The organism is Thalassotalea fonticola, assembly GCF_032911225.1.
GTDB lineage: Bacteria > Pseudomonadota > Gammaproteobacteria > Enterobacterales > Alteromonadaceae > Thalassotalea_A > Thalassotalea_A fonticola.
The window spans coordinates 3,124,514-3,148,276 of sequence record NZ_CP136600.1 but is presented as its reverse complement, the minus strand read 5'-3'; the positions used below and the strand labels follow the sequence as shown (position 1 = coordinate 3,148,276).

The window sequence follows — 23,763 nt, the reverse complement described above, 5'->3', positions numbered from 1 at the left end:
ATAATGATGCCTAAATGCATAAACTATTTTACCGCCAAGGTAAACGCTCATCCTATAAAGTTAACACGTAGCAAAGTGGCACTGGCGGCTTTTTGTTTTGGCTTATTGACGGGCTGTGCAAAAGATGAACAGGGAGAAGCCTCGACAGTAAGTGCAACCAAACAGTCGACGGTTGACTGGGAAAATCCGGAAATATTTGAAATCAATAAGCAGCCTGCTCATGCATCTTTTTTTGCCTATGAATCGGCTGAATTGGCTGTAGATAGTAAACCGATAAATTCAAAGCGATTTTTATCGTTAAACGGTAAATGGCAATTTAATTGGGTCGAGAAACCGGCGTTAAGACCGGTGGACTTTTACCAAACTGATTTTGATGACTCTGCCTGGAGTAGCATTAATGTGCCTGGTAATGTCGAAAGACAAGGTTATGGCATTCCTCATTATATGAATATTGAATACGTGTTCCCGGCACAGCAACCCAATATTCCCCACAGTTATAACCCGGTCAGCTCTTATATTAAACACATTAAAGTGCCGCAAGATTGGCAGGATCAACAAGTATTTATTCATCTTGGTGCGGTGAACTCGGCAATGTACCTTTGGGTTAATGGCAACAAAGTAGGTTACAGCCAAGGCTCTAAACTGCCGGCAGAATTTAATATTAGCGATTATTTATTAGTCGGTGAAAATAAAATCGCAATAGAAGTTTACCGCTGGTCGGACGGCAGTTATTTAGAAGATCAGGATGGCTGGAGTCTAAGCGGCATCGAGAGAGACGTATATCTCTATGCTGCCCCGAATACTCGCATCAGCGATTTCACCGTAACGGCAGATTTGGATGATAGCTATCAACAGGGTCTGCTAAATCTGCAGGTGGATTTAACCAATCATCAACAGCAAAACATCACCGGTAGTGTGCAAGTGGAATTACTCGATAATGGCAACAGCATTTATCAACAGCAAAGTAGCATAAAAAATAATGCCACTGCGGTAACGTTTTCCGAAAAGATTGCCAAGGTGAAACAGTGGAGCGCTGAACAACCTCACTTGTATACGTTGAAATTACAACTGTTAGACCAGTCAGGGCAATTACTGCAAGCGATTGAACAACCGGTAGGTTTTCGCAACTTAAAGATGCAGGATGGCCTGTTTTTAGTCAACGGTGTGCCGGTGACTATTCGTGGTGTCAATCGAGTGGAACACCATCCACAAGGCGGCAGAACGTTAACCAAAGACTCGATGTTGCAAGATGTATTGTTAATGAAGCAGAACAATATCAACGCCGTGCGTACCGCCCATTTCCCCAATGATAGTTATTTCTACCAACTAGCCGATCAATATGGTTTGTATGTGTTAAATGAAGCGAACATCGAGGCGCATAAATACATGCAAATTGGTAATCAGCCGGATCAGCGTCAGCAAATTGATGATAAAGTGGTAATTAAAAAGCCAAAATCGAAATTTAATCGAGCGCAGAGTCAAAAACACCACCACCTGGGCTTTAAACCTGAGTGGCAGGCGGCTCATCTTGCCAGAGTAAGCCGAATGGTAGAGCGTGATAAAAACCATCCTTCGGTGATCTTTTGGTCTTTAGGTAATGAATCGGGGCTTGGTCAGGCTTTTTCTGATGCAGCAACATGGATAAAGCAAAATGATCCAACTCGCCCCGTCACCTATGGCGGCTGGGGTACAGTTGAAGGCCATAAAATAGTCGATTATTCCGATATCTATACGCCAATGTATGACAGTATTTGGGAGCTTGCCAATTATATTAAAACCAACCCTGAACGCCCGTTGATCATGGCCGAATATGCCCATGCCATGGGTAACAGTATGGGTAATTTAGACAAGTATTGGCAGGTAATGTACGCGCATAAGCAATTGCAAGGCGGCTTTATTTGGGATTGGGTAGATCAAACCTTTGCCGAAGTGGATAACGAAGGGCGAGAGTATTGGGCCTATGGCGGTGATTTTGGCGAACAGAAAAGTAATACCAACTTTTTGGCAAACGGCTTAATTCAACCGGATCGCACGCCGAATCCGCACTTATTTGAAGTGAAAAAAATATATCAGCCACTTTATTTTTCCGATTTTGACCGAGAGAATAAGCAACTCACGGTAACCAATCACTACAACTTCAGTGATGTTTCGCATTTGCAATTTTCCTGGGATTTGTCGAAAAATGGCAAGCTTATCGCTTCCGGTGATATTGCCCGATTCAATGTACCAGCCGGTCAAAGCGCTAAAGTTCAGCTGCTTGGTTTCAACCAATCTATCAGCAACAATGCTGAATATCATTTGACGGTAAAGGCCACAGCAACAGGCGAACACCACCCTCTGATAGACACTAATCATGTTGTTGCCTGGCACCAGTTCGAATTGACCAGTCCGCGCTTTGCCAATGTACTGAGCAGTCAAAAACCATTGCAATATACTGAAGAGGGTGGTGAATTGCAGGTTTCAGCAGAACAATTTTCAGCAACTTTTAATCAGCACAATGGTCAGTTAGCTTCATTCGTTTATCAAGGTGTTGAGTTGATTAGTGCCGGCATTAGCGGAAATTTTTGGCGCACCTTAACCGATAATGATCGCGCCTGGGTTAAGAAGAACAATGAGTGGCTTCGTGCTACAAAGAACCAACAACTGACAAACATAGCTGTGAGTGAAATTACTGACAATCAGCTATCCGTGACCACCAGCTATCGTCTGGCTGGTGATGTCGCAGATTTAACCTTAACCTATACATTTGACGGTTATGGTCAATTTAAGCTTGCCAGCGAACTCACGCCGTTAAAATCTGGTTTGAAGGTTTTGCCACGTGTGGGATTACACTTGCAACTTGCGCCAGGGTTTAGCCAGGTTAATTGGTTTGGCCGCGGCCCTTTTGAGAATTATGCCGACCGAAAACAAAGTGCGGCAGTGGCTGAATATCAAGGTCTGGTGAATGAGCAAGTGCACGATTATTCTAGACCACAAGAATCTGGCACTAAATCTGATACCCGCTGGGTGTCGTTAACCAACCAAACCGGCGCCGGTTTTTTGGTGACGTCTGAGCAACTGTTCTCATTCTCGGCATTGCCTTTTGAAAAGTTTGATTTATTTGATAGCAAAGTAATCCCAAAACACTCTGCGCAAGTACCGCAAAAAGCGGTTACCACCCTTAGACTTGATGCTTTGCATATGGGCGTGGGCGGTGACAATAGTTGGGGTGCTAAACCGCATCAAGAATATTTAATACCGCCTAAAGATTACCAATTTGTATTTTTCTTTAAGCCGTTGTCAAAGTAGTAAATAGGAGTAATAAGTGAACATGTTTAAAGAGAGAAATTTACTAACATTGGCAATGAATGTCCTTGGCTTAGTCATGGCGGTAACGATCGCCCCGGTAAGAGCAGAGTCTAAACCTAATATTATCGTGATCATGTCGGATGATGCCGGCTATGCTGATATTGGTTTTAGTGGCAATATCTTTGGTAAAGCAAACTTTGCCACACCTAATATTGATAAATTGGCCGACAGTGGCGTTAAGTTTACGCAAGCCTACGTTACGGCTTCTGTGTGTAGCCCGTCGCGTGCGGGTATGCTAACCGGTCGCTATCAACAGCGATTTGGTCATGAATACAATTTGCCGGTAACGCCAGAGCCAGGCGACACCGCCGAATACAGCGGCATGTTAGTGGGCGAAAAAACCATTGCCGACCATTTGAAAGCGTCGGGTTATCGTACGGGTTTAATTGGTAAGTGGCACTTGGGTCTTGAGCCGCAGTTTCATCCGAATAAGCGTGGCTTTGATGAGTTTTATGGTTTATTGGGTGGTGGACGAAGCTATTGGGAAAACGACAAGCAAAATACCGATTATCGTCGTATTTATCGAAATCAAAATGCCGAAAATTATCAAGGTTATTTAACCGATAAATTGGGTGATGAAGCTATCGATTTTATACGTCGAAATCAGGAGCAGCCGTTTTTTTTATATCTGTCTTATACGGCAGTGCATGCACCAATGGAAGCGAAACCCGAGCATGAAGAACTGCTCAGTCATATCAAAGATAAAAATCGTCGTACCTTAGCTGGCATGACTTTAGCGCTTGATGAGTCAGTTGGTGAGGTGATGAATGCACTGGATGAATTTGCGTTAACGGAAAATACCTTAGTGGTATTTTTAAATGACAATGGTGGCCCCTCAGATTATAACTTTTCGATTAACAAGCCATTTTCCGGCGTGAAAGGTACCCTTTATGAAGGCGGTGTACGGGTTCCTTTTGCGATGAGCTGGCCGGGTAAAATTAAAGCTAATAGTGAATATAAAAAGATGATTTCCTCTTTAGATATATTACCAACAGCGTTAGCTGCTGCCGGAGCTGACTTAGTAGGTAAAAATCCAATTGATGGCGTTGATTTGTTACCATTTTTATCTGAAAAAAATTCGGAACAACCGCACCAAACGCTATTTTGGCGTCGGTCGGCGTTTGCCGCGGTTCGTGATAACGATTATAAGTTAGTACGTTACCCAGATAGACCGGCGGTACTTTATGATTTATCTAATGACCTTGCTGAAGAGCATAACTTAGCCGGTTCCAAACCAGAGTTGGTCAGGTCATTAATGAAGAAACTATTCGCTTGGGAAAATGAACTAAAGGCACCGGTGTTTTTAACCCATTCGAAATGGATAAAACAAAACCGTGAGCGTTATTCAATATTTACCTCGGTAGATAAACAATAATAGACTTTTTGGTTAACTGGTTGGGTAATGCAATTGTTTGCCCAACTCCGATGAGGTCCTTATGAAAACATATTGCTACTTTGCTTTTTGTCTAACTTTGCTGGCCCCACTAAGTTGGTCTAGCCCCGCGGAGTTAGGGGATTATCAACTGGTGTGGCAAGACGAATTTAACTGTCAGAATAGATTAAGCAATGCCGACTGGGATTATGAACAAGGTTTTGTGCGTAACCATGAATTGCAGTGGTATCAACAGGACAATGCTTATTGTGATGACGGATTGCTGATTATTGAAGGTCGACGTGAGTCAAAACTAAATCCAAAATATCAAGCCAATAGCGAAAACTGGCGTAATAGCAGAGCACATATTGACTATACCTCGGCGTCAGTTACCACCAAAGGCAAACATAGCTGGTTGTATGGTCGTTTTGAAGTGCGAGCCAAAATTCGTGCAGAAGATGGATTATGGCCGGCGATATGGTTCCTCGGCAATACCGGAAACTGGCCAAGCAAAGGCGAAATTGATCTGATGGAATATTATCAGGGGCAAATTTTGGCAAATGCCGCCTGGGGCGATAACAAAGCGATTTGGGATACTGTAAAAGTACCGCTGACAAGTTTTAAAAATAAGGGGTGGGATCAAGATTTTCATCTTTGGCGGATGGATTGGAATAAAAATTCGATCAAACTGTTTGTCGATGGTGAGTTAATCAATACCATTGACCTCACCAAGGCGGTTAACCCGGCAGGCGTAGTGCCACGTCATCCATTTCAACAGCCGCATTATCTTATTCTGAACCTGGCTATTGGTGGAGAGCAAGGCGGGAGCCCTGCTCAGAGCTATTTTCCGTCGCGTTATGAAATTGATTATGTTCGTATTTATCAAAAATAATAGCAGATTGAATTAACAACTAAATGAGAAAAATTATGATGCGAATAATAACCGCCATGATGATAATTATTGCCTTGATCAGCAATGTATACGCAGCAGATTATTATGTGCATCCTCAGGGGAATGATAAGAACTCGGGTTTATCTCAGTTTGATGCTTGGCAAACTTTAAGCAAAGCGAGTCAGCAACATTATCAACCCGGTGATAATTTGTTATTGGCTAAAGGACAGCAATTTTATGGTGAATTGTTACTAAGCGGGCAACATGGTCAGCCAGACAAGCCAATACGAGTTTCTAGTTATGCTCAGACGGGCATTAACGATCAGTCCGCTTACATTGATGCCGGCAAAGAGCACACGGCACTTTCGTTAATCAATAGCAGCTATATCGAAGTAAGCGATTTAGCCTTGTCTGCAATTACCCCAATTGTTGCTCATAACAATAAAGTTGTTAAATATAAGGCGAAGCCGGCGATGCGACTGGGGGTGTTAGTGAAAACCACACTGCCGGGAGAGTATCCGGGCATCGTATTAAAGCGCTTGCAAATAAAGGACGTTTTTTATCATCAGGCGGGTTTTCAACGCGGCAGCGATGAAGTCAAAACCGCCAATGGTAAACAAAGTTATGGCTGGGGAATTCGAGTCATCAATAACTTAAAACGAGCGTCGTTCATAGACCTGGAGATCAGCGACAGCACCATTTCAAACGTATCTCACACCGGTATCAAATTCACCTCAAAACATCAAAATATTGAAGACGTTCGAGTGATTAATAATGACGTGCTGAAAACGGGTGGACCAGGTATACAGCTAAGCGGTGTCAAAAATGGCTACTTCGCGCACAACCGAGTGAATTATTCGGGCAGTAATAATGATTCAAGAAAGTGGGGCCGCGGCAGCGGTTTGTGGACCTGGGGCAGCGATAACATCCTGATTGAACATAATGAGTTTAAAAATGCCAATGGTCCAGGGGATTCGGCCGGGGTGCATATCGATTTCAACTGCAGCAATGTAGTGGTGCAATACAATTTTAGCGCCAACAATGCAGGTGGTTTTTGTGAGATCTTAGGCAACAATTTTAACAACGCCTATCGTTACAACATTAGTGTAAATGATGGCCGACGAGTGAAAGGTGTAGATGGGGCATTTCAACAGGGCAAAACCTTCTGGCTGAGTGGTTACCGCGGAAAAAATAAAACACGAAGTGGTCCATTTCATAGCTATTTTTACAACAACACCATATATGTTGATGACACCATAATCTCTAAAATTGCGATCGATAACAAAGCAAAAGGCATTCTCATCGCCAATAATATTTTTCATATTGTCGGTAAAAGTGAAGCCGTGTTGGGTGATCAATACCGGGCGGATACTGCCAACAACCAGCCGATAGAAAATGTTGTATTTACCAACAACCTGTTTTTAAATCAGAAAAATTGGCCAAGCGACATAGCCATCAAAGATAGCAATCCGCTGTTTGGTAATGCCAGATTTATCAACGCTGGCGGATTAAATAAGAGCGATTATCGCCCGACAGCTGCTTCATTAATTAAGGGTAAAGGCATTGCAATAAAAGCTTTGCCAGGCGATAACATTGGATTGGAAATCGGCTTTAAGGTAAATCGGGATATATTGAATAATCCAATTCGCAACAAGCCTGATTTAGGGGCGATTGAGATTCAATAGATTAATTTCAGCCAAAAAGTAGGAGTTGTTGCACAAGTGTATCGAATTGTTTACATCAACATTATCGTTATAGCGGCGCATTATCCAGCTTACTCAACAACTTAAGTAAGCTTTGCTGTTCTTTTAAAGTGAGATTGTCAGTCACTTGTTGCTCATGCTCTAAGGCAATTGGCACAAGCTGTTGGTACATCTCAATACCTTCATTAGATAAAGCCAATTCATGGCTGCGTTGATCTTTACTGTCTAAGTGCTTAATTACCAAGCCTTTTTCTATTAGCCTTTTCACCGCTCTAGACACTGCTACTTTATCCATCGCAATACGATTCGTAATCGCTACGGCGGAAAGTTTAGTTCCCTCGCCAAGCACAGCTAAAATACGCCACTCCTGCACGCTAATTCCATATTGTTTGCTATATTTAATTGCTAACGACTGAGAAATACGGTTGGCCAACGCAGACAAGCGATACGGTAGAAATTGCTGTAAAGATAAAGTGCCATCATTTGCTGTGGTCATAACACGTGCCTTGATTGTAATTAGTTACAGATGAAACTAAAATGGTTTCATCTGTAACTAATCATAACATATAACTAAGATAAGAGCGCAGCAACAATTTATATAGTGCTCAACATGGTGGAGAGAACATGACTGATTTATTTGAAAACCCAATGGGCCTAGATGGCTTTGAATTTGTAGAATTTACCGCACCAACGCGTGGCATTTTAGAGCCGGTATTTGAATCTATGGGCTTTACCCTGGTTGCTAAACACAAATCAAAGCAAGTTGAATTATGGCGTCAAGGCGACATCAATTTAATCAGCAACTATGAGCCAAAAAGCCATGCTGATTACTATGCGCAAGAACATGGTCCATCAGCATGTGGCATGGCATTTCGTGTTAAAGATGCAAAAGCAGCTTACGACCGTGCTATTGAGCAAGGCGCTCAACCTATTGAAGTAACAACTGGCCCAATGGAATTACGTTTACCGGCAATTAAAGGTATCGGCGGTGCTACTTTATATCTAATCGACAGATATGAAGGTACTAACACTATTTATGATATTGATTTTGACTGGATTGAAGGTGTAGACCGTCACCCTGAAGGTTGTGGTTTCCATACGCTAGATCACTTAACTCATAACGTTTACCGTGGTCGTATGGCTTACTGGGCTGAATACTACGAGAACTTATTTAACTTCCGTGAAATTCGTTACTTCGATATTAAAGGTGAATACACTGGCTTAACGTCAAAAGCAATGACAGCTCCGGATGGAAAAATTCGTATTCCATTAAACGAAGAAGCTGGCGGCGGCGGTCAAATTGAAGAATACCTAATGAAATATAACGGTGAAGGCATTCAACATATCGCTTTTGCTTGTGATGATATTGTTGCTTGTTGGGATAAACTTAAGGCGCAGGGCATCAAGTTTATGACAGCCCCTCCGGGCACTTACTATGACATGTTGGAAGATCGCCTTCCAGGTCACGGCGAGCCAATTGATCAATTACAACCTCGTGGTATTTTAGTCGATGGTACAACTGGTGACGGTAAACCACGTTTACTATTACAAATTTTCTCTGATACTTTATTAGGGCCAGTTTTCTTTGAATTTATTCAACGTAAAGAAGATGAAGGTTTTGGTGAAGGTAACTTTAAAGCATTATTTGAATCAATTGAGCGCGATCAAATTGAACGTGGCGTAATTGGTCAAGACAAGTAAGAGGTAGATTATGGCTATCAAGCGTATTCATCATGTAGCATATCGCTGCAATGACGCAAAAGAAACGGTAGAATTTTACCGCGACATGTTAGGTATGGATTTTCAATTAGCAATTGCTGAAAACGAAGTACCATCAACAAAGGCACCAGATCCATACATGCATGTATTTTTAGATGCAGGTCAGGGTAATGTATTGGCGTTCTTTGAATTACCTAACTCTCCGAAAATGGGACGTGATGTTAATACGCCTGAATGGGTACAACATATTGCCTTTGAAGTAGAGTCTATGGATGAGTTATTAGCGACTAAAACGAAACTTGAAGATGCTGGTGTTGAAGTGTTGGGCCCAGTTAACCATACTATCTTTAAATCAATTTACTTCTTTGATCCAAATGGCCATCGTATGGAGCTTGCTGCACAGACGGCAAAACCAGGTATGATGGCAGAACTAAAGCGTGTTGCACCAGCCATGTTAGATGAATGGGCAATAACTAAAAAAGCACCAAATCATGCTGCATGGTTACACAACGGTGCTGATTTTGATGAAAAAAGTTTTCTAGGTGATAAATAATGAAATTAGCAAGTATTAAATCAGGTCGCGATGGCCAATTACATGTGGTTAACACCGCGCTTACTAAAATGGCAAGTGCCACTGATATTGCGCCAACAATGCAAGCCGCATTAGATGATTGGGCAACGGTTGAAGCACAATTAGAAGCACGGTTTGCTGAATTAGAATCAGGTAAAATTGCCGGTGTAGATTTTGATCAAACAGCTTGTCATTCACCACTCCCAAGAGCCTATCAATGGGCCGATGGCAGTGCATATGTAAACCATGTTGAATTGGTTCGCCGTGCTCGTAATGCTGAAATGCCAGCAACATTTTGGACTGATCCTTTAATGTACCAAGGTGGTTCAGACAGTTTCTTAGCACCACGCTCGCCAATTGTTATGCCTCAAACAGAAGGTTTTGGTATCGACTTTGAAGCCGAAGTTGCAGTAATTACCGGTGATGTGCCTATGGGCGTTAGCAATGAAGACGCGCTTAAATACATCAACTTAGTAATGATTGTTAATGATGTATCGTTACGTGGCTTAATTCCTGGTGAATTAGCCAAAGGTTTTGGTTTTTTCCAATCTAAACCTTCAAGCGCATTTAGCCCTGTTTGTGTAACACCAAGTGAACTGGGTGACGCATGGAAAGATGGTAAGTTACACTTACCATTATGCTCAAAGTACAATAATGAACTATTTGGTAAGCCAGAAGCCGGCGTTGATATGACCTTTCACTTTGGTCAATTAGTTGCTCACGCAGCTAAAACTCGTCCATTGGCAGCTGGAACTGTAATTGGTTCGGGTACTGTTTCCAACAAACTGAACGACGGCCCAGGCAAACCCGTTGCTGAAGGTGGTGTAGGCTACAGTTGTATTGCTGAAATTCGTATGATTGAAACCATTGAAAATGGTAAACCAAGCACGCCATTTATGAGCTTTGGTGACAACATTCAAATTGAAATGTTTGCTGCCGATGGCCAATCTATTTTTGGCCAAATCAACCAAGATGTTGTAGAAGCTTAAGTTTAACTAAATTTAGTTTCAAATAAATAAAATGCCGGATGAATTCAATTTCATCCGGCATTTTTTGTCTACTTTTAGAGTAAATAACGTTAAGATTTAGCCTAACGGTATTGGCATACCATTAATTAATGCCTGGCCATTAGCAATAGTAAAATCAAAGGTTACTTCATCTTCGTCGCTAACTAACATTTTTTGCATTATTAATGCTTCAATATTTTGCGCCATACCAATGGCATTAAAGAACTCTACCGGCGCGCTGCCATTAGCATCAGCTTTTAAGGCCATCATTATGCTCATTGGATTATTGGCATCTAGCAAGCTTTGATCGAATTCAATATTTAACTGACTGTCAATTTCACCCTGGCTGGTTTTCATGCCAAACTTTTTAATTTTAAGCTCAGGTCCTGCAGCCAAAAGTTTTGGTAGTAAAGCTTGAATCTCCATCACCAATTGCATTTGATTTTGTGGATCATTATTATTTAGTAATACATTTTGAAATTCTTGATACACATCTAAATCTAACTTATTAAAGCTAACTAAATAGGAGAAGTCTTTAAACTCTTGACCTATAGCATTGATGCTGGCTACTTTAATATCCGCATCAGCATACATTAGGCCATCTTTTTCATGACTAGCAGATATAACGCTTAAGTCTTTCATACTGATTTGTTCAGCTTGTGTTGGACCTAAAATATCAAGATTGGCTAGAGTGAAGTTGGTATCACCAACTGTTAATGCGTTATAACTCAGTAAGTCACCCCTAACTACTTGATGTTCAGCTGAGAATTGCATTTTTCCAATGGCTAAAACTTTTTCATCAAATTCACTAAAGTCTACGCCTTGCCAATCACCTGAAAATTGTAGCTTGCCATCTTTAGTCATCACAGAATCAACATTCATCGCGTGAATATCAAACGTGCCTTGTTCAGTTGATATTTGAAACGGCTTTAAGTTTATTGAAGAAGTCATGGCACCGCTAAAACCGATACGCACGTAGCTTGCGAGTTTATCTTCACTGAAGGTATGGCTAATATCTAATGCATCAGTTTGATTATGCGCAATATCAAAATCATAATTGATATCAACTAAGCCAAGCCCCAATCCGTTTGACTGCCACAAAACTGGACCATGTTGCATGGTTTGCTTTGACGTTACGGTAATTTGTAGAGGTTGTACTTGCTCGGCAATATCTTGGGTTATTGTGGCTACTATATCCGCTGTAGAGTTGAACCATCCACGATGATAATTTTTAATACTTACAGTCGCATTTGGCAGGTTTTGCATCTTCGCAACCATGTTTTCCATTTCCGTTTGCGCCAACTTGCCGGAAAAATATGGTGCAACCAATAACCCCGATACAACAGCGGTGGCAATTAATCTCTTTTTCAATGTAACTATCCTTATAGTTTTTTTATTTTTATTAGTATCCAAAAAATCATCATAGCAATAATATTGACCAAGGTAAGCCTCTTTTTGTGTTCTTCTTATCTTATGCTAATGTTGATTAAGTTTGTGTTAATTAACAGAGAATAATATGAATAAACTAATAGGTTTGATAATTTTTGCTGTTATCGGTATTTATCTGTTTGGTGCTTATCGGGCCAATACGGAATTTAAGGATCAACAATATCACCCACAAATACAAACTAAACGGGTCGCGGTTGATCAAGATAAAGTGGTTGCTAATTTCTCCAAAGCAATCCAAATAGCTACCATTTCGCATGACTATCCAGCGCCAGTTGTACCTGAGCCATTTCTTACTTTTCATCAGCATTTACAGGCTAGTTTTCCTACGATTCATAAAGTTGCCAATCGCGAGGTTATTAATAATTACTCCTTGGTATATAAGTTTCCAGGCAGTGACACGAATTTAAAGCCGGCATTATTTATGGGCCATATGGATGTAGTGCCAGTCGATCAAGACACCTTGGATAAATGGACACATCAAGCATTTTCCGGAACCGTAGCTGATGGCCAAATATGGGGGCGTGGGGCAATAGATGATAAATCAACAGTAATGGCATTGATGGAAGCTATGGAACTCAGTTTATCTGCCGGAAAACAACCGAAACGGACGGTGTATTTTGCCTTTGGCCATGATGAAGAAATAGGCGGTAGCCAAGGGGCAAAAAAAGTTGCTGAATACTTTCAAAATAAGGATGTTTATTTTGAATTTGTGCTTGATGAGGGCGGAGCTATTTTAGAAGGTTATATTGATACCGTTGCACAACCGGTTGGCATTATTGGTATAGCTGAAAAAGGCTTTATGAATATTCGTTTAATTGCCGAACGAGATGGGGGGCACTCATCAATGCCGCCAGAAAATACCGGCGCCGGTATTTTAGCGCAAGCAATAGTAAAGCTCGAAGACAATAAATTTCCTGCAACATTGCGTTATACCAACCTAACCTTTAATGCTATAGGTAGTTATGCTGACTTTAAAACCCGGTTTGCCATGGCTAACCAATGGCTTATGGCGCCTATTATTAAACAAAAGTTATTAGCCAATCAAAGTACTGCTGCGGGTTTACGTACCACAACAGCGGTTACTATGATGAAAGGCAGTAGTAAATCAAATATTCTACCCACAAAAGCAAGTGTTGTAGTGAACTTTAGAATACTACCCGGTGAAACAGATGAAACAGTTTTAGCTGCTGTAAAAGAGATCATTGATGATGACAGGGTAAGCTATGAATTGTACATGAATAACAATCCATCAACAGTTTCAAGTATACAATCAAATGGCTATAAATGGATTTCACAGACAGTGCGAGAATTTGCCCCTGATGCTTTAGTTGCCCCTTATTTAGTAATGGGCGGTACAGACTCGAAATACTTTTATCAGTTAACAGATTCGGTATATCGATTTTTGATGATTAAATTTACCCCTGAAACGCGCAAAACGGTGCACGGTATTAATGAACGAATTAGAATTGAAGATTACATCGAAGGTATACAATATTTTCACGAATTATTGCGCAAAGTATCGTTCGATAACGAAGCGCCGAAATAATCACGGTTAATAAAAAGCCTCAAAATAATTTGAGGCTGTATGGATTGGTTTGTACCGAAAATTAATTCATCATTATTGACGTAAAATACGTGCCGCGGCCATCATGTTCTCAAGTGCTGGCGTAACTTCTTGCCAGCCTCTGGTTTTTAAGCCGCAGTCAGGGTTTAGCCATAATCGCTCGGCTGGTATTTTCCCTTTAGCGCTTTCCATCAACTGCACTATAGAGTCAACCGTCGGTATGTTTGGCGTATGGATATCATATACACCTGGACCAATTTGATTAGGATAAGAAAACTGATCAAATACATCTAACAACTCCATATCGGAACGCGATGTTTCTATCGTGATCACATCGGCATCCATATTTGCTATTGCTTCAATAATGTCATTGAATTCGGAGTAGCACATATGCGTATGTATCTGGGTATTGTCCTGCACGCCATTAGCGCAAAGTTTGAAAGCGTCAACCGACCAGTTCAGGTAATCCTGCCACTGGCTTTTGCGCAATGGTAGTCCTTCACGCAATGCGGCTTCATCAATTTGAATAATGCCAATACCTGCTGACTCCAGCTCGATCACTTCTTCTCGTATCGCTAGCGCAATTTGCTCACAGGTTTCACTTCTACTTTGATCGTCTCTGACAAAAGACCAGTTTAAGATGGTTACCGGACCGGTTAACATGCCTTTTAATGGTTTCTTTGTTAACGATTGTGCATAAATGGTCCAGTCTAAAGTTAAGCTGGATTGGCGGCTAACATCGCCATAAATAATTGGCGGTTTAACGCAGCGTGAGCCGTAGCTTTGTACCCAGCCAAACTGGCTGAATACGAATCCTGAAAGTTGTTCACCAAAGTATTCAACCATATCATTACGTTCGGCTTCACCATGTACCAATACATCAAGCTGTAATTCTTCTTGAATGGCAATACACTGCTGTATTTCAGCTTTGATCAGTCGTTGGTAAACGCTAAAGTCTATCTTGCCTTGTTTGAATTCTCGGCGTGCGATTCTAATATCGCTGGTTTGTGGAAATGAACCTATTGTGGTGGTTGGATACTTTGGTAAATTGAATTTTGTTGCCTGTATTTCAGCTCTCTGTCGATAAGCAGATATGCGCTGTTTATCTGATTTTTGTATTTGCTGAACGGCCTTGGTAACTACTGTATTGTTTACTAATGCTGAAGATTTTCTTGCTGTCAGACAGTAAGAATTCTCGGCAAGTTCAGCAGCAACTTTGCTACGGCCAAATTTTATTGCGGTTCCTAACAGAGTCAATTCAGCAAGTTTTTGTTTGGCAAAAGCTAGCCAGTTTTTTACCTCTTCAGGAATATTTTTTTCCAAAGCTAAATCAACGGGCACATGCAGTAGTGAACATGACGGCGCTAGCCAAAGTCGATCACCAAGCTTTTCAGCAAGCGGTTCGATAAAATCTAACGCTTTGTTTAGATCCGTTTTCCAAACATTACGACCGTCAATGATGCCCACAGATAAAACTTGCTGTGAATTGAGCAGAGGCAGTACTTTGCTAATATCCGCTTTACCGCGTATTGCATCCAGGTGAATACCATCAATTGGCAATTGACAAGCAATTGGCAAGTTACTTTCCAATGAGCCAAAGTATGTGGTTAGCAATATTTTAACTTCTCGCTCTTTTAAATATTGATAGGCATAGCGATAGGCTAATAACCATTCATTGTCTAAATCGGTTACTAAGGCAGGTTCATCTATTTGCACCCATTCAATGCCTAATTTAGCCAATTTATCTAATAATTCTTGATAAACAGGTAGTAAGGTATCGAGCAAGTGAAGTGGGTTAATGTCATCTTTGGCTTTACCTAACCAAAGATAAGTAATCGGTCCGATGATTATCGGCTTGGTGACAAAACCTTTTGCTCTAGCTTCGTGCACCTGTTTAATAAGTTTGTCTGCGTGTAAAGAAAACGTGGTGTCTTTATTAAACTCAGGAACAATATAATGGTAATTGGTATCAAACCACTTGGTCATTTCGCCGGCGGCAATACCACAACAACTGTCATCCCCTGGCGCTTGTCCACGCGCGAGTCTGAAATAATCGTCCAAGTATTGATCAGTTTTACTGTTTGCTCTTGCTGGTACATTACCCAATAAAAAACTGGTATCAAGAATATGATCATAAAAAGAGAAGTCGCCCACTTGCGCAAAATCTAGGTTACTTTGCTGATCTAAATTATTAGCACGAATTTGTTTAGCACTAACTTGTAAAGCTGATTGGTCAATTTTTCCTTGCCAATATTGCTCAAGTGAAAATTTTAATTGTCGGTTTTCGCCAATGCGAGGAAAACCAAGATTATGTAGTTTAGCCATCTATCTATCCATTTGATTAATTTAATGGCTATAATAGACACCCAATTCAATTAATAATATTGGTATTAATTCATTATTCTATGAATTTTATTCATCTGTATAGGCAAGTTTTAACATGATAGAGCGCCATCATCTCGAAATAATAAGAGCGGTAAATCAACAAGGAACATTAACAGAGGCCGCTAATTTTCTGTATTTGAGCCAATCCGCTTTAAGCCATTCGATTAAAAAATTGGAGCAAAAATTAGCTGTACAACTATGGATCAAAGATGGACGAAAGCTACAATTGACAGAATCAGGCCGGCGAATATTAAACTTAGCAAACCGCTTGTTACCACAATTTGAACATGCTGAATTAGAAATTCAAGATATTGCTGCTGGCCAAAGAGGAACTTTGCGCATAGGTATGGAATGCTCCCCTTGTTTCCAGTGGCTGTTGAAGGTGGTTGCGCCTTTTTTAAAGCAATACCCTGACGTTGATGTAGATATTCGTAAAGAGTTTCAGTTTGGTGGGCTAGGGGCTTTGTTATCGTACGATATTGATTTATTAATTACCCCAGACCCATTGCACAAAAGTGGCCTGCAATACATACCTGTTTTTGAGTATGAGCAAGTGTTGGTGGTCTCGAATCAGCATCGTTTAGCCAATCAACAATGGATTAATGTCAATGACTTGGCCGACGAAACTTTGCTTACCTATCCTATTGAAATAAGCCGCCTGGATATATTCAATGAGTTTATTACTCCAGCCGGAGCGAGTATTAAAAAACACAAAACTATTGAAAATACAGAGATAATGTTACAAATGGTTAACGCTAATCGAGGTGTCGCCGCACTACCTTTATGGCTAGTTAACGAGTTTCAGCAACAAATGCCCATAAAAGCGGTTCGGTTAGGCAAGAGTGGTGTGCATAAGTGTATATATGTTGGTTTGCGTAGCTCTGAGCAGAGGCCTGCCTATTTAGAGCAACTAATTCATTTAGCGAAAACTAGTGGCAAATAACTTAATAAACTAGCAATAATTAACAACACATGTTGTTTATTCTTCGGTTAAGTAGTCTTTATAACCCTTGATAGCAAAATAACGAATCGATTTCTTTTGTGTTATTTTTTTGGCGATAAGTATTTCACCACAATATATTTTTACCACTTGCTTGTCTGTGTTGGTATCAACCTCATAGCTGTGCTTATTATTCAACCGTAAATTATCAAATTCGCTTCGCATGATTAACTTCATTATAAATCTCTTATGTATTGTTTATTTATGGCGTCTTCCTAGTTTATATACTATTGTCAGTCTATAAGCTAAAGTAAATTTATAAAACACTTTTTGTAATTGTTAAGTGTTTGATTTAAGTAATTATAAGGTAGAGTTATGAAATGGATATTGAGTAATAAATTATTAAAAAATAATTTGTTATTGTTGGTTTGCTTGGCAGCAACTGGCAGCGCTTACGCAGCAGAAGTTATTGATTATAACGATGTCTTTGAACTTGAATACGCAGCTTCTCCACAAGTTCACCCGAATAAAAATACGCTCATTTATGAGCGCCGCTCAATGGATATTATTGGCGATAATACCCGTACTAGCATATGGCAAATGAATTTGAATGGCAGCAATCACCGGCCACTGCTCTCGGGCAAAGAAAGTTATCGCTCACCAATATTTTCCCCCGACGGTAAACGCTTAGCTTATACATCTGCTTTTGAAGGTTCGACTCAGTTATATGTTCGATGGCTGGATACAGGCCAAACAGCAAGAGTTACGAATTTACAACACTCTCCCGGCGCAATTTCTTGGTCTCCTGATGGTAAGCAGATTGCGTTTTCTATGTTTACGCCAAGTAAGGGCAAGTCGTTATTTAAAGACATGCCGAAAAAACCAGACGGCGCTAAATGGGCTGGAACGGCTACCTACATAGATACTACTAATTATCGCAACGATGGCGGTGGCTATGTTAAACCCGGATTTAGCCATATTTATGTGGTGCCAAGTGATGGCGGCAGCCCTAGACAAATTAGCTCTGGCGATTTTCATCATAATGGGCCTATTAACTGGACCAAAGACGGCACGCAAATTATTATCGATGCAGACCGCAATGAAAACTGGCAATTAAGACCAAGAGAAACTGATATTTATGCCATTAATGTCAGCGACGGTGTATTTACCCAATTAACTACAGGCCAAGGGCCAGAAGCTCGGCCGTTAATTAGCCCTGATGGTAAACACATTGCTTATTTAGGTTTTGTAGATAAAAAACTCAGTAGTCAGAATATGCATTTAAGTGTGATGACTATCGATGGTAAAGATAATATCGACTTAACACCAACACTTGACCGCTCAGTGGGTAACATTCAATGGAGTGCAGATAGTGCAGGCTTATATTTTTCATTTGCTGATCATGGTCAACAGCAACTTGGCTTTGTTGATTTAGCCGGTCAGTTAACCAAAATGAAAACTCCACTTGGTGGTCAATCTTTAGGTCGGCCATATACCTCTGGTGATTATAAAGCCGTCGGTGATGGCCGAGTGGTATTTACGCAAGGTAACCCAAATAGACCGGCCGACTTAGCGATTGTAAATACCAAAGGTGAAGTTAAAAAATTAACGATGTTGAATGAGGATATATTTGCTCATAAAACCATGGCAAAAGTCAGGGGCTTAACAGTCATATCCAGCTTAGATGAAAAATCAATTGAAGCTTGGGTTGCATTACCGCCAAACTTTGACCCAGCCCAAAAATATCCACTGATCCTTGAAATTCATGGCGGCCCACACGCTGCATATGGTCCTAATTTTGCGATGGAAATACAGCTGATGGCCGCACAAGGTTACGTGGTTGTTTGGGCCAATCCGAGAGGGAGCACATCTTATGGTGAGGACTTTGCCAATTTAATTCATCACAATTATCCATCAAATGACTATACCGATTTAATGGATGTAGTTGATGGCATTATAGAAGAGGGGTATGTCGATCAAGAGCAATTGTTTGTTACTGGTGGCTCAGGTGGTGGCACATTAACGGCTTGGATCATTGGTAAAACAAACCGCTTTAAAGCTGCTGTTGTTGCCAAACCAGTGATTAACTGGATGAGTTTTAGCTTAACCGCCGATGGTTATGCTTATTTCAGTCAATACTGGCTGCCGGGAATGCCGTGGGATAATGCTGGGCACTTATGGGAACGTTCGCCGTTATCATTGGTAGGTAATGTGAAAACACCGACCATGTTATTAACCGGCGAATTTGATTATCGCACACCAATGAGTGAAACCGAGCAATACTACCAAGCGCTGCAACTGCAAAAGGTAGAATCAGCTATGGTGAAAATTAAAAAGTCTGGGCATGGCATTGCCAGAAGACCAAGTAATTTAATTCAAAAGGTCGGTAATATAATGGCTTGGTTTGAAAAATATCGAACTAAAGAAGTAACAAACAGATAAAATATACCAAGTCTCATAACTAACTGGTCATTTTTAATGGTTAAAATGAATAACTACTACGTTATAAAATTTATAAGTAGAATAACTACTTACTAAATTTCATGCCTTGTATTTATCCATTTTTCCTCATGAAAAAGTTGAACATTTAATTAAGAGAATTGATATGAAAGGACGCTAAGCGTCCTTTTTAAATTCTGTTACTTTGTTTCTTGATTTTATTCTCAGAGCTAAATGAACTTGGCAGTATTTCAACGCCAACTAAACGACTCAACTTTATCATTACCGGGATGGTAATTGGTGCGAATGGCAATACAGCGAAAACACCAAGCCCTAAGCCTTTTAACAAATCGATAAATTGCTTGTTAGCCATGTTCATTTCATCTGGCGATGCTTGGCGGCGAGTATACTTTTTATATATCGCCAACATTTCTTTGGTTTCTTGCTTTTCTTGGCTTAGAGCTATTTTTAGAGTAAGCATTTGTCGTTTAAATCGATAAACACTGCGCCTTCTTTGGATTCGAACAACCCGAAAAGGCGCTTTAAAAATAAATACTCTTAACTTCATAATACTTGCTTAGTTAAACCTGACAGAATTAGCTGCGACGGAATAATCTAACAAGGGCTAATAAACCAAGCATGTATAAACCATTGCTGCCACCAGATGAATCAGAATCATCCTCTTCTTTAGCTGTTGATAAAGGCGGCAATGCAGGTTGTGTATCTTGATTAGCATTAACAACGGTAATTGATTCAATAATCACATAATGCTCATCGGTAATACCATTACCTGTTGGCTCTGTTTGTAATGGTGTATCGGTAAATGCTGACAATCCCTGAATTGAATATGTAGGTAGGTCATTGATAGCATCAATAATTTCCATGCCATCGCCAGTAACTACACCAAATACAGTAAAACCACCATTTTGATTATCTAGATTTGCTGCGTTGTCAGCACCATTGAAAAACCACTGATTAGTTGCGCTGTTCTCATCAGTTCCTTTTTTAGCCATCGCGATGGTGCCGCGAACATTAGAAAACACAGGTTCATTAACTACGCTGGCAAATAACATTGCATCTTCTACTGCTGTGGTTTCAGTATTGTAAGTAAAACCACCACCTTGGGTGATAAAGCCTGGCATAGAGCGATGAACTATCGCATTGCTGTAACCTTTAGCTTCGACATATTTTAAAAAATTAGCAACGGTTTTAGGGGTATCGTTATCCAGAAGATTTACTTCAAAATCACCCATATTAGTTTCAAATAAAACAATGGTTGCATTGCTTGGCATGCTTAGAGTTAACAAGCCGACAAAAAAGCTTGTGGTCAAAGAAAGGTTTATAAATTTCATCATTTTTTACTACTCAATTTAAATGAACATGCAGCTTAAACTATATCCATCTTAAATCAAAGGTCAGAGCCGTTAAAGTTTGCTCTGACCTATATGATACTAGTTCACTGTTCTTGACACTTGTTGCGAAGAGGGAAGTTGTGCAGGTATTAATTGCGGCAACAGCGAAGGGAACCCCCAGCCATTTTCACCGGCTTGCACTTTATTACCACTTAAGTATTCAAAAATAGTGGGAGCCAGTGAGCCATTTTCCGCTGTGGTAATTTGTTTTCTGCTGGTAATGGGCGTACCCCAAAAGCCGATAAACGCATCTTTTTCTAAATAGTGTTCACCGGCATGACGTCCAGGTACTGAGGTGTTGTAACCAATGCCTTCTTGGGGAAATAAATTGACGGTACCGGCTCTATCTTCATCATAGATATGGGCTAGTTGATTAACTGAATCGGGTCTTGGGCTAAGTCTGGTGAGTTGGCGCCATTGACTGGACGTACACCAAGAGTCACTGTTATGTTGGTTAGCAGAAATTAAGCATTGCTTAAGTAGTTGTTGTTTCTCAGCCTGTTCAATCCTGGTGAGTGCTTTTGTATATGGATTTTGCTGCTGAATATCTAGCAGCTGCGGCAATGTCTGAACAGACATTTCAAGCAGGTTGTCAGCAAAACCATAGAACACTCGATCATCTTCACGAATAATTATTTCGTCCAATCGCTTGTTATTACGATGACCAACAATTCTGATTTTACATTGGCTTAAATCACATTGCTGTTCGCGCACCGCTAAATAATCAAGGCTTTCTTTTAAACGGTTACTTATTTCGCTAATCATAGCTATTGGTGCAATAGTTGAGGTGCTTATTGGTTGCCACTGTTGTAATTCGCTGTACAGAGGCTGCTGCTGCCAACCTTTACTCGAATTGAAAAAGTCCATCATGTAATTACCACCAGCAGTAGATGCTACTACCACGTCAACGTTTTTCGAACTTGGGTAATTTATCGCATTGGTAATTTTCGGGCCTTCACCTTCATCACTGGAAATTTTGACTATATTCAAAGAAACATTTAATTCTTTTTCTAGGTTATTAAGTACTTGTTGCTCAGGGTTTAAGGTATAAAACACTTGTGCCAAGCCATGATCGCCAGCCATTCCCCAAAGGGTTTTATTGTATACGCCGGCCCGTTTATAGGTTTTTTGCAACTGTGTTAACCAATAATCAAGACGATTTAATTCGCCGGTTGGAGCAATAATTTCATCACTAAATGGCCCTTTAAAGTGAGCAAAATGATCGGGCCAAGGAATATACATTGACACAAAATCTGGCATGCCATCTTCAGCAAGTTTTGCGAGTAAGTGAATTTTTTCTTTCACCAGTTGTTTTTTGGTGATCTTGCTTAAAAACATCCAAGCGCTAATTTTCTGATATTCTCCGATAAGTTTAATCAATTCATTCCGCGCAGCAAACACTTGTTGTTCTACCTTGGCTCTTTGGCCAAGTTCACGTAAGCAACGTTGCTCGCCATAGTCACGCTTAAACTCCCCCGCGGCCAAATTGACTAGTCCGTCGTAACTTACATGGGCGTTCCAATCGTATTGACCATTACAATTCAACGTTTTTAAATAATTTAACCGGTCAAACATGGTTTGTACTTGGTTTTCCGCAATTAACTTGTCCAGTTGCAGCGCATCGTTACCAAAAAAGTAATAGGCCCGGTCTTTGGTCCGATCGACAAAATGAAAATTAGGAATACCGGTACCACCTTGGCCTGCAACTTTGGCACCTGTTAATACAACAGGTAAATTTCGGACACTGATTGTAGGTGTTGATGATATGCCAAACTCTGCGATATTGGCGGCATGCTGTTGATATAAAGATTTGAAAAAAGGTAAGTAATTACTATCACTGTCTTTACCTGATGAAAGGGAGTTTAGGTAGTCTAATTGTTGATTATGTTCAGGCGGAAATGTTGGTTCAAACTTAGGTTGATATTGCTTACTTTGCTTTAAATTGCTCTGTACCTGATTTATAAACGGGCCGCGTTGTTCCTTCACTAACGCTTTTACTAACCCTTGTTGTAGCCCATCTACAACAATTTGTACGCCATAGCGTTTTTGGTTTTGAGCATTTAAGAATTCAATTAAATTATCAGGTTGATGTTTAAATTGCTTAATCATCCAGCGGTCAAAAGCATCTATTCTTTGCTGTTTTAGGGAAAATTGTCGATAACTTTTCAGGGTATTAAGGCGAATGAAATCAATTAACGTAACTGTTATAGCTTGTGCTTTATTATTTACTGTATTAATAAACTCAGGCTTGGCATCGTTAATTATGGCATTAATGGCCGATTTGAAATCGCCCGCTGGTAACGACTGATTATACTTAGCCATTAAGCTAATAATTATTGGTTGAATTTTATTAACTATTTTTAAATCTTTAGGACTGTTTGTTATGTATTGATAACTATCGGGCAATTTTTTGCCTAGTTGCCAGTCATCATTATTGAAGAGGATATCGTAGATAGTGACTAGCGCAGCAATGAGCTCATCATTAACAATGCTTTCTTGCTCTTGCTCAGGCTTAATAACAGCTGTTTTTTCAATACTGCTAAACAGTGAGTGTTGATATTGAGCCATTTCGGCTTCGCTATAAACCGACTGAATATAGTCATTAAATAATTCAACGTTGCTGCTTCCTGTATAACGTTGATAAAAGTGGTAAAGAAACCTGCCTAAGGTAATCGAATATTCAGGATAGGCCAGGCGTTTGATGACATTTTTTTTAACTTTAGTTTTTAACGGTAAGGTTAAAATATAAGCATCTAACGTTAATCCTGCAAAAGTGTATATCGACGCGTCACGGGCAATAACCGTAGATAAACTTATATCTTTTACAATATGTTCTTTAACCACTAATGAACTGTTATAAATGGCGCCTACAACCGGTATTTCATCTACAGCCGCATATGCTAATGATGTTGAGAGTAATGCGCCAGCAAGTAACAATTTTATTTTAGTGATCATAATCTAC

Annotated in this window: 17 protein-coding genes; 10 read left to right on the top strand and 7 right to left on the bottom strand. The window is 40.3% G+C overall.

All coding sequences use genetic code 11. The annotated features are described in order from the left end of the window. The first annotated feature begins 6 nt into the window (after positions 1 to 6). From RI844_RS12760 to RI844_RS12745, 4 genes are all read left to right on the top strand, one after another. A complete protein-coding gene (locus RI844_RS12760; RefSeq protein WP_348395054.1) occupies positions 7 to 3,288 on the top strand; it encodes a glycoside hydrolase family 2 TIM barrel-domain containing protein in 3,282 nt (1,093 codons plus the stop codon). 22 nt (positions 3,289 to 3,310) lie between these two features. Then, positions 3,311 to 4,723: a sulfatase-like hydrolase/transferase gene (locus tag RI844_RS12755; RefSeq protein ID WP_348398350.1), complete on the top strand. Its 1,413-nt coding sequence runs from the start codon at positions 3,311 to 3,313 to the stop codon at positions 4,721 to 4,723. Between the two features lie 61 nt (positions 4,724 to 4,784). Then, a complete protein-coding gene (locus RI844_RS12750; protein WP_348395053.1) occupies positions 4,785 to 5,612 on the top strand; it encodes a glycoside hydrolase family 16 protein in 828 nt (275 codons plus the stop codon). 35 nt (positions 5,613 to 5,647) lie between these two features. Then, positions 5,648 to 7,297: a right-handed parallel beta-helix repeat-containing protein gene (locus RI844_RS12745; protein ID WP_348395052.1), complete on the top strand. Its 1,650-nt coding sequence runs from the start codon at positions 5,648 to 5,650 to the stop codon at positions 7,295 to 7,297. A gap of 67 nt (positions 7,298 to 7,364) precedes the next feature. On the opposite strand, the gene RI844_RS12740 is transcribed toward RI844_RS12745, so the two are convergent. Further along, entirely contained in the window at positions 7,365 to 7,811 is a 447-nt protein-coding gene (locus tag RI844_RS12740) for a MarR family winged helix-turn-helix transcriptional regulator (protein WP_348395051.1), read from the bottom strand. A 128-nt stretch (positions 7,812 to 7,939) separates the two neighbouring features. Between RI844_RS12740 and hppD the strand changes: the two genes are divergently transcribed. From hppD to RI844_RS12725, 3 genes are read left to right on the top strand one after another with little or no spacing between them, the layout of a single operon-like run. Continuing rightward, a complete protein-coding gene (gene hppD, locus RI844_RS12735) occupies positions 7,940 to 9,016 on the top strand; it encodes a 4-hydroxyphenylpyruvate dioxygenase (RefSeq protein WP_348395050.1) in 1,077 nt (358 codons plus the stop codon). A 10-nt stretch (positions 9,017 to 9,026) separates the two neighbouring features. Beyond that, positions 9,027 to 9,587 (top strand): VOC family protein, encoded by a 561-nt coding sequence (locus RI844_RS12730; protein WP_348395049.1) that lies wholly within the window; start codon positions 9,027 to 9,029, stop codon positions 9,585 to 9,587. Beyond that, complete coding sequence (locus tag RI844_RS12725) at positions 9,587 to 10,594, top strand: fumarylacetoacetate hydrolase family protein (protein ID WP_348395048.1); 1,008 nt, start codon at positions 9,587 to 9,589, stop codon at positions 10,592 to 10,594. The genes RI844_RS12730 and RI844_RS12725 overlap by 1 nt, the downstream gene beginning before the upstream one ends. Positions 10,595 to 10,690: 96 nt before the next feature. On the opposite strand, the gene RI844_RS12720 is transcribed toward RI844_RS12725, so the two are convergent. After that, positions 10,691 to 11,983: a YdgA family protein gene (locus RI844_RS12720; protein WP_348395047.1), complete on the bottom strand. Its 1,293-nt coding sequence runs from the start codon at positions 11,981 to 11,983 to the stop codon at positions 10,691 to 10,693. 145 nt (positions 11,984 to 12,128) lie between these two features. Here RI844_RS12720 and RI844_RS12715 point away from each other — a divergent pair, with 145 nt between their 5' ends. Continuing rightward, positions 12,129 to 13,607 (top strand): M20 family peptidase, encoded by a 1,479-nt coding sequence (locus RI844_RS12715; protein WP_348395046.1) that lies wholly within the window; start codon positions 12,129 to 12,131, stop codon positions 13,605 to 13,607. A gap of 72 nt (positions 13,608 to 13,679) precedes the next feature. On the opposite strand, the gene metE is transcribed toward RI844_RS12715, so the two are convergent. After that, entirely contained in the window at positions 13,680 to 15,950 is a 2,271-nt protein-coding gene (metE, locus tag RI844_RS12710) for a 5-methyltetrahydropteroyltriglutamate--homocysteine S-methyltransferase (RefSeq protein ID WP_348395045.1), read from the bottom strand. 115 nt (positions 15,951 to 16,065) lie between these two features. Between metE and RI844_RS12705 the strand changes: the two genes are divergently transcribed. Further along, positions 16,066 to 16,953 (top strand): LysR family transcriptional regulator, encoded by an 888-nt coding sequence (locus RI844_RS12705; protein ID WP_348395044.1) that lies wholly within the window; start codon positions 16,066 to 16,068, stop codon positions 16,951 to 16,953. A 36-nt stretch (positions 16,954 to 16,989) separates the two neighbouring features. Here the strand turns inward: RI844_RS12705 and RI844_RS12700 are convergent, their stop codons facing one another. Further along, positions 16,990 to 17,187 (bottom strand): hypothetical protein, encoded by a 198-nt coding sequence (locus RI844_RS12700; protein ID WP_348395043.1) that lies wholly within the window; start codon positions 17,185 to 17,187, stop codon positions 16,990 to 16,992. Between the two features lie 138 nt (positions 17,188 to 17,325). On the opposite strand from RI844_RS12700, the gene RI844_RS12695 reads away from it, so the two are divergent. After that, positions 17,326 to 19,392 (top strand): S9 family peptidase, encoded by a 2,067-nt coding sequence (locus RI844_RS12695; protein WP_348395042.1) that lies wholly within the window; start codon positions 17,326 to 17,328, stop codon positions 19,390 to 19,392. 187 nt (positions 19,393 to 19,579) lie between these two features. Here the strand turns inward: RI844_RS12695 and RI844_RS12690 are convergent, their stop codons facing one another. The 3 genes from RI844_RS12690 to RI844_RS12680 form a co-directional block, all read right to left on the bottom strand. Continuing rightward, positions 19,580 to 19,957 (bottom strand): hypothetical protein, encoded by a 378-nt coding sequence (locus RI844_RS12690; RefSeq protein WP_348395041.1) that lies wholly within the window; start codon positions 19,955 to 19,957, stop codon positions 19,580 to 19,582. 28 nt (positions 19,958 to 19,985) lie between these two features. Then, positions 19,986 to 20,744: a peptidylprolyl isomerase gene (locus tag RI844_RS12685; RefSeq protein ID WP_348395040.1), complete on the bottom strand. Its 759-nt coding sequence runs from the start codon at positions 20,742 to 20,744 to the stop codon at positions 19,986 to 19,988. A gap of 96 nt (positions 20,745 to 20,840) precedes the next feature. Further along, positions 20,841 to 23,756, bottom strand: a complete 2,916-nt coding sequence (locus tag RI844_RS12680; RefSeq protein ID WP_348395039.1) for an alkaline phosphatase family protein — start codon at positions 23,754 to 23,756, stop codon at positions 20,841 to 20,843. Positions 23,757 to 23,763 lie beyond the last annotated feature (7 nt).

Excerpts from the sequence above, each read along its gene's own strand:
- RI844_RS12695 (WP_348395042.1), top strand. The coding sequence starts at position 17,326 with ATGAAATGGATATTGAGTAATAAATTATTAAAAAATAATTTGTTATTG.
- RI844_RS12700 (WP_348395043.1), bottom strand. The coding sequence starts at position 17,187 with ATGAAGTTAATCATGCGAAGCGAATTTGATAATTTACGGTTGAATAAT.
- RI844_RS12755 (WP_348398350.1), top strand. The coding sequence starts at position 3,311 with ATGTTTAAAGAGAGAAATTTACTAACATTGGCAATGAATGTCCTTGGC.
- RI844_RS12680 (WP_348395039.1), bottom strand. The coding sequence starts at position 23,756 with ATGATCACTAAAATAAAATTGTTACTTGCTGGCGCATTACTCTCAACA.
- metE (WP_348395045.1), bottom strand. The coding sequence starts at position 15,950 with ATGGCTAAACTACATAATCTTGGTTTTCCTCGCATTGGCGAAAACCGA.
- hppD (WP_348395050.1), top strand. The coding sequence starts at position 7,940 with ATGACTGATTTATTTGAAAACCCAATGGGCCTAGATGGCTTTGAATTT.
- RI844_RS12725 (WP_348395048.1), top strand. The coding sequence starts at position 9,587 with ATGAAATTAGCAAGTATTAAATCAGGTCGCGATGGCCAATTACATGTG.
- RI844_RS12715 (WP_348395046.1), top strand. The coding sequence starts at position 12,129 with ATGAATAAACTAATAGGTTTGATAATTTTTGCTGTTATCGGTATTTAT.
- RI844_RS12745 (WP_348395052.1), top strand. The coding sequence starts at position 5,648 with ATGATGCGAATAATAACCGCCATGATGATAATTATTGCCTTGATCAGC.
- RI844_RS12730 (WP_348395049.1), top strand. The coding sequence starts at position 9,027 with ATGGCTATCAAGCGTATTCATCATGTAGCATATCGCTGCAATGACGCA.
- RI844_RS12740 (WP_348395051.1), bottom strand. The coding sequence starts at position 7,811 with ATGACCACAGCAAATGATGGCACTTTATCTTTACAGCAATTTCTACCG.
- RI844_RS12690 (WP_348395041.1), bottom strand. The coding sequence starts at position 19,957 with ATGAAGTTAAGAGTATTTATTTTTAAAGCGCCTTTTCGGGTTGTTCGA.
- RI844_RS12750 (WP_348395053.1), top strand. The coding sequence starts at position 4,785 with ATGAAAACATATTGCTACTTTGCTTTTTGTCTAACTTTGCTGGCCCCA.
- RI844_RS12685 (WP_348395040.1), bottom strand. The coding sequence starts at position 20,744 with ATGATGAAATTTATAAACCTTTCTTTGACCACAAGCTTTTTTGTCGGC.
- RI844_RS12760 (WP_348395054.1), top strand. The coding sequence starts at position 7 with ATGCCTAAATGCATAAACTATTTTACCGCCAAGGTAAACGCTCATCCT.
- RI844_RS12705 (WP_348395044.1), top strand. The coding sequence starts at position 16,066 with ATGATAGAGCGCCATCATCTCGAAATAATAAGAGCGGTAAATCAACAA.